This is a genomic window from Paludibacter sp. 221 (assembly GCF_010501035.1).
Taxonomy (GTDB): domain Bacteria; phylum Bacteroidota; class Bacteroidia; order Bacteroidales; family Paludibacteraceae; genus QVMH01.
The window spans coordinates 1-6,919 of sequence record NZ_QVMH01000080.1; the positions used below are offsets into that span (position 1 = coordinate 1).

Genomic DNA, 6,919 nt, shown 5'->3' on the forward strand with positions numbered 1-6,919 from the left:
ATGAATGTTGGTTGTGTGTTTCACAGAGCCGCACAGAGTCGTTCACGGAGTTTCGCAGAGAGCTATTTAGCCCTGCTGAGCTCCGTGTTTTTCTTTGTGTGGCTTTGTGGGATATTTTTCTTCATCCGTATAGCGGCTTTGAGCCCGCTTTACGGATAAAAGGAAAAGATGTTTGTCGCAAAGAACAAGAAATTAGATATAGCTGCTTTTTCAAAGCAGGACACCGGGACGGGAAGAACCCTGACTGGTGCAAGTTTAGCGTAGTGTAACTTGTGCCGAAGATAAGTGTAGTTTTAGTTCGAGCGGCAATCCGATGATATACTAATAGCGGATTTTAAATCCGCAGATAACAGCTTTCGGATTACAAATCCGAAAGGACAATAAATTATGAATCAACTATATTATATTACTCCCCCTCGTTTGTAACGAGGGGTTAAATGGGGATTACGTTTTAAACGTAAAACAACAACCCTCTCGTTGCAAACGAGAGGGAGAGAATAAAGCAAACATAATCTACCCGTAAAGCGGGCTGAAAGCCGCTATACGGGACGGGAATAAAACCAAACACTTGTAACTTGTAACTAAATAACAACTAATAATTAACCATTAATAATTAACAATTAACCCCGTGGCTTTGTGTCTCCGTGTTAAAAAAATAATAACTAATAATTAACAATTAATAATTAAACATTATCAACTCATGAACAGAAAACAATCATTTCGACAGACTTTAGTTTTGTTCTGTCTTTTTCAATTTTCGTTTTTCATTTTTAGTGCCAANAACAATTAAACATTATCAACTCATGAACAGAAAACAATCATTCCGACAGACTTTAGTTTTGTTCTGTCTTTTTCAATTTTCGTTTTTTATTTTTAATGCAACTGCACAAGTAACTATTGGTGCTGACAAAGCACCCGAAAGTTTTTCGCTTTTAGAGGTAACAGGTACTACAGGCGGTTTTCGCTTGCCTCAGCTTACTACAGATCAACGTAACGCCTTATCGGTAAGTGGTAAAGATTTAGCTAAGGGCTTAACAATTTACAACATTACTACTAACTGTACCGACACATGGAACGGTACTGCTTGGATTTCGAATTGTGGTAGCAATGTAGCTCCACAAATCACTACACAACCTCGTGCTTTCAGCTGGGCAGAAACTAAAAATGCAACCGCCCTTACAGGTATTGGTGGCGAATCGGCTACTATCCGCGTAGCGGCTACCGGAATCGGTACGCTAAGGTACAAATGGTACGAATTGCCTGCTAATCAGAATGCTGAGCCTAAGGCTGTGACTGACGGATCGAGAGGCGATTCAGATACTTTTACTCCGAACTTAAGCAAACTGGGCATGCGCCGTTATTACTGTCAAGTTACCGATGCTAACGGTAATAGTATAAACAGTGATATAGCCGAAGTGGCAGTAGGTTGTGGTGCTAAAAACGTAAGTGGTGGTTGGAGTAAATTTATGTGTTATAATTNCTAAAAATGCAACCGCCCTTACAGGTATTGGTGGCGAATCGGCTACTATCAGTGTAGCGGCTACAGGCATCGGTACGCTAACTTACCAATGGTACGAAGTAACAGCTAACACCAATGCAGCTCCTACCCCTATAACCGGTGAAACAGCAGCAACTTTTACTCCCGACTTATCTGCTTTGGGAATGCGCCGTTACTATTGCCAAGTTACCGACGCTAACGGCAATAGTGTAAACAGTGATATAGCCGAAGTGGCTGTAGGCTGTGGGGCAAAGACTGTAAGTGGAGGATGGAGCAAATTTATGTGCTATAATTTGGGTGCGACCGAGCAAAGTATAGCAGACCAAAAGGCATATAGTAGTCCTGTGTTTACTTATCCTAATAGAGATGATAACTCTGTTGTTTACGGTGACTTATACCAATGGGGGCGTACTACTGATGGTCACGAAAAGCGTACAAGTGCTACCACTACCACTTTGTCCACTAATAACGATGCTACACTTCCTGCAGACATTTCAGGCGCATTTATTAAAGCTCCTTCTTATCCGCACAATTGGGTTGATATAACAAAGGCTAATACCGCCGACCTAAACTGGCGTAGCTATAAAAATGATACTTACGATCCATGTCCTATCGGATGGCGCGTTCCGGCTCAAACAGAATGGTGTGATATTTTTCGTGTCGGTTCGGCTCCCGGTGCTGCCGAAACTGCCGTAGCTAATACTTGGGAGTGGCATGCTGCAGCTAACGGTACTGCCGGTTACGAGATTAAGCCTGATGGCGAGACTACTACTCTCTTTTTGCCCGCTGCCGGTAGTCGTCACAATGGTAATAGCGAACTCTATAGTGTGGGGACTGTAGGCCTCTACTGGAGTGGTAGCATTAGCAACACATACTCGCTCTACCTGAGTTTCAATAGTAGTACCGTATTTCCCACAGGCATTGGTTATCGTGCGCATGGCTTCAGCGTACGGTGTATTGCGGAGCTGTAAAAAACTGTTTTACACTTAGTAGGGGATTCCTGCAACGAAAACAAATACGAGTTTACGTAGCTTTATTTTACAATCCACTTGCCAGCACGTCTGCCAAGTGGATTCCTTTTATAGGCAGGTTTTGTTTGTTACAATAGCCGTTTATATTCATCAGGCATGATGCTTCGGTACTGATAATATACTCGGCTCCGGTTTCCAACGCGTTTCTAACCTTCTTTTCGGCCATAGCACCGGAGATGAAATTGTTCTTTACTGCAAAAGTACCTCCAAATCCGCAGCAGGTTTCACTTTCTGTCATTTCTATTAGTTCCAGTCCTTTTACTTGTTTCAGCAACCGGCGAGGCTGTTCTTTTATGCCGTATTCGCGCAGGGCCGAGCAGGAGTCGTGATAAGTTACTTTATGTGGAAATTCGGCTCCCAGATTTTCGATTTTAAGTGCATTTATCAGGAAATCGGACAATTCATAAATGGAGCTTTTCATGGATTCGTGTTGCCTTATCAATTCGGTTTTACCCGACAGAACTTTGCCATAGTGATGTATAATATAGCTTGTACACGAGCCCGAAGGGGATACCACGGGCATGTCGGCGTTAAAATCGGTCAGAAATTTTTCAGCTAAATCACTTGCTTCTTTCCAGTAGCCGCTATTGAATGCTGGTTGCCCGCAGCAGGTTTGCTTAGGGTTGTAGTGTACATTGCATCCGGCTTTTTCAAGCACTTTGATGGTGTTGAATGCTGTTTGGGGATATAGCTGGTCTATGTAGCAGGGAATAAATAGCTGAATGTCCATTTGTCTGTTTTTTGATGCAAAGGTAGTAAGAAAAATTGATGTGTAAGTATAAATATAACAGCGCAACATCTTCCAACTTATTATAAAACTATTTATCATATTTTTGATGCAGTTGCACTATTAATTAATTTGATTCTTGCTGGTTAAAGAAAAAAATCTATATTTTTGTAACATATATCATAATCACTAAATATATGAAAAAGAAATTTTTGTTTTTCTTTATTTCCTTATGTGCGTTTTTTACTTTGTCGGCACAGATTTATGAGCCTATAAAGTGGAATATTGAGCACAAAGTAACGGGTGAAAATACGGCAGATATAATTTTTCATGCTACTATTGATAAAGGGTGGCATTTGTACGGATTGGAAATACCTGACGACGGGCCGCGCCCAACCAACATTGTTTTTAACGAATTGAAGAATGTAGCACTTTCCGGTGAGGTTCAGGCAAAATCTAAACTGATTCGGAAATATGATGTGAATTTTGCAATGGAGCTGAACTGGTACGACAGTGAGGCTGTTTTTATTCAGTCTGTTACGTTCGATTCCGCTAAAGAAGCATTTGTAGAGGGGCATGTGGAATATATGGCATGCAACGACCAAACCTGTTTGCCTCCTACGCAAGAGCCATTTGAAATTTCTATCAACGAACAAGTGGCTAATGCTGTACAGCAGAATACTGCAAGCACACAGGCTCCCCCCTCGCAAGAGAAGCCTAAAGCTACAGCTCCCAAGATAGTTGTTCAAACTCCTCAAAAAACAGAGCCGATGAAAATTAATGAGCCGCAACAGGTTGAGATACAACAGCCTGCTGTGGAAACAAATAATGATACTGCTTTTTCAAAATACTGGACTCCTGTGATAGCAGACTTACAGGAAATGGGAGAGATGAAGTCGTCGGATTTTTCATTGTGGTGGATTTTTCTCGTTGGTTTCCTTGGAGGCTTATTGGCGCTTATCACTCCTTGTGTGTGGCCTGTAATCCCGATGACAGTAAGCTTTTTCCTCAAGCGCTCGCAAAACAAAGCAAGCGGACGACGTGACGCGGTGCTATATGGATTGGCAATTATTATAATCTATGTGCTTTTAGGCTTGTTTATTACGCTTATTTTTGGCGCCAGTGCATTGAACGACTTATCGACTAATGCCGTGTTTAATCTTTTCCTTTTCGCATTATTAGTCATATTTGCTATTTCCTTTTTTGGCGCTTTCGAAATAACATTGCCTGCCAAATGGACAACCAAGATGGATGCAAAAGCCGAGTCGACAGCCGGATTTATCAGCATCCTATTCATGGCGTTTACTTTGGTATTAGTGTCGTTCTCGTGCACAGGCCCTATTATCGGTTTCTTATTGGTCGAAGTCTCCAGCAGCGGAAGCATTCTTGCACCGCTTATCGGCATGCTGGGCTTTGCGGTGGCATTGGCTATCCCGTTTAGTTTATTTGCATTTTTCCCTACGTGGTTAAAGTCTCTTCCTAAATCGGGTGGATGGCTCAATAAGGTGAAAGTGGTTTTAGCATTCATCGAGCTTGCATTTGCCCTGAAATTCCTGTCGGTTGCCGATTTGGCTTACGGATGGCATATTCTCGACCGCGAAGTATTTATTGTCCTTTGGGTTGTTATCTTTGCCCTGTTGGGCTTTTATCTGCTTGGAAAATTACGCTTTCCGCACGATAGCGAAACCAAGCATACCAGTATTCCGGGAGTTTTCCTTGCTATCATATCTTTGGCCTTTGCTATTTACCTGATTCCGGGCTTGTGGGGAGCACCTTTGAAGGCTGCGAGTGCATTTTTGCCACCTCTTTATACGCAAGATTTTAATCTTAATACGGATGCAGTTCATGCCGATTTTACCGATTATGATGAAGGTATGCGCTATGCGGCTGCTATTAAAAAAACTGTGGTAGTTGATTTTTCGGGCTACGGGTGTGTTAATTGCCGGAAGATGGAAGCCAAGGTATGGACTGACCCTCGCGTGAAGGATGCGTTGGAAAAAGATTATGTATTGATAACTCTGTATGTGGATGATAAAACCCAACTTGACGAGCCTTTTGAGGTGGAAGAAAACGGACGGGTACGTAAGATAAAAACAATAGGTGATAAGTGGAGTTATTTGCAGCGTTCCAAATTCGGAGCCAATGCACAGCCTTTTTATGTGATTCTGGATAACGAAGGCAAACCGCTGAACAAATCGTACGCTTACGACGAAGACCCCGTGAAATTCCTGAACTGGTTGAAATTGAAATAAATATAGTGTTATTCCCTTGCCGACTTACTCGTTAACATAACGATAGAGTCGGCAAGGGAATATTTGTTTTATTACAGCTCCGCACACCGTACACTGAAGCCGAGCGCACGGTAGCTAATGTCCGTAGGGCACACGCTGCTACCATTAAAGTACAGGCTGAGCGAGTATGTACTGCTAAGGCTACCACTCCAGTAGTTGGCTCCAGATCCTACATTATAGAGCTCGCCATTACCGTTGTAGCGGTAGCCGGCGGCGGGCAAAAAGAGAGTAGTAGTCTCGCCATCAGGCTTAATCTCATAACCGGCAGTACCGTTAGCAGCAGCATGCCACTCCCAAGTATTAGCTACGGCAGTTTTGGCAGCACCGGGAGCCGAAACACCACGAAAAATATCACTCCATTCTCCTTGAGTAGGAACGCGCCATCCGGCAGGGCATGGGTCGTAAGTACTATTTTTCTGGTTACGCCAGTTAAGGTTGGCGATAGCATCAGTAGTCCAGTTGTAAGGATAAGAAGTAGCTCTAATAAAAGTATTAATACCGCCTGTTGTTACACCATCAGTAGTTGTACCACCTGTAGTTACATCTGTAGCCAAGGTGGTAGAAGTACCGCTGGTGCGCTTTTCGTGACCGTCGCGAGTACGTCCCCATTGGTATAAGTCACCGAAAACAGCTGAGTTACGCTCTGCTGGACTAGCTGTAGTACCACCATAGGTATATACGGGACTGGAAGTTGATTTCTGAGCTGCAATAGTTGTAACTGTAGCACCAAGATTATAACACATAAATTTACTCCAACCACCTGATACGGTTTTAGCACCACAACCTATAGCCACTTCGGCTATATCACTATTGATGCTATTGCCGTTAGCATCGGTAACTTGGCAATAATAACGGCGCATGCCCAAAGCAGATAAGTCAGGAGTAAAGGCTGCTGCTGTTTCACCAGCTATAGGGGCAGGAGCGGCGTTGGTGTTAGCTGTTAGTTCGTACCATTGATAAGTAAGAGGAACAACACCTGTAGCCGCTACGCTTATGGTAGCTGCATCAGTACCTATACCTAATAAAGTACCAACACCAGTGGTTTCTTTCCAATTAAATTTACGGGGCTGTGTGGTGATTTGTGGAGCTACATTACTACCGCAATTCGAAATCCATGCAGTGCCATTCCAAGTGTCGGTACATTTAGTAGTAATGTTGTAAATAGTAAGTCCTTCGGCTAAATCTTCACCACTTACGACTAAAGCATCGCGTTGCTTGGTAGTAAGCTGAGGCAAGCGAAAGCCGCCTGTAGTACTTACTACTTCTAAAGCAGAGAATGTTTCGGGTGCTTTGTCAGCACCGATTGTTACTTGTGCTTTTGCACTGAAAATGAAAAACGAAAATTGAAAAAGACAGAACAAAACTAAAGTCT

At 42.9% G+C, this 6,919-nt stretch carries 4 protein-coding genes; 2 read left to right on the plus strand and 2 right to left on the minus strand.

The genetic code is table 11. From position 1 onward, the window contains the following. Nucleotides 1-1,449: 1,449 nt before the first annotated feature. Nucleotides 1,450-2,469 carry an FISUMP domain-containing protein gene (locus D0T49_RS12620; protein ID WP_163632228.1) on the plus strand — a complete coding sequence of 340 codons (1,020 nt, stop codon included), beginning with the start codon at nucleotides 1,450-1,452 and terminating at the stop codon, nucleotides 2,467-2,469. 67 nt (nucleotides 2,470-2,536) lie between these two features. On the opposite strand, the gene D0T49_RS12625 is transcribed toward D0T49_RS12620, so the two are convergent. After that, nucleotides 2,537-3,259, minus strand: a complete 723-nt coding sequence (locus D0T49_RS12625; RefSeq protein WP_163632230.1) for a (Fe-S)-binding protein — start codon at nucleotides 3,257-3,259, stop codon at nucleotides 2,537-2,539. Nucleotides 3,260-3,453: 194 nt separating this feature from the next. On the opposite strand from D0T49_RS12625, the gene D0T49_RS12630 reads away from it, so the two are divergent. Next, nucleotides 3,454-5,508, plus strand: coding sequence for a cytochrome c biogenesis protein CcdA (locus D0T49_RS12630; RefSeq protein ID WP_163632233.1), 2,055 nt, complete (start codon nucleotides 3,454-3,456; stop codon nucleotides 5,506-5,508). 71 nt (nucleotides 5,509-5,579) lie between these two features. On the opposite strand, the gene D0T49_RS12635 is transcribed toward D0T49_RS12630, so the two are convergent. Next, nucleotides 5,580-6,919: FISUMP domain-containing protein (locus tag D0T49_RS12635; protein ID WP_304623101.1), on the minus strand; the 1,340-nt coding region annotated here is incomplete at its 5' end.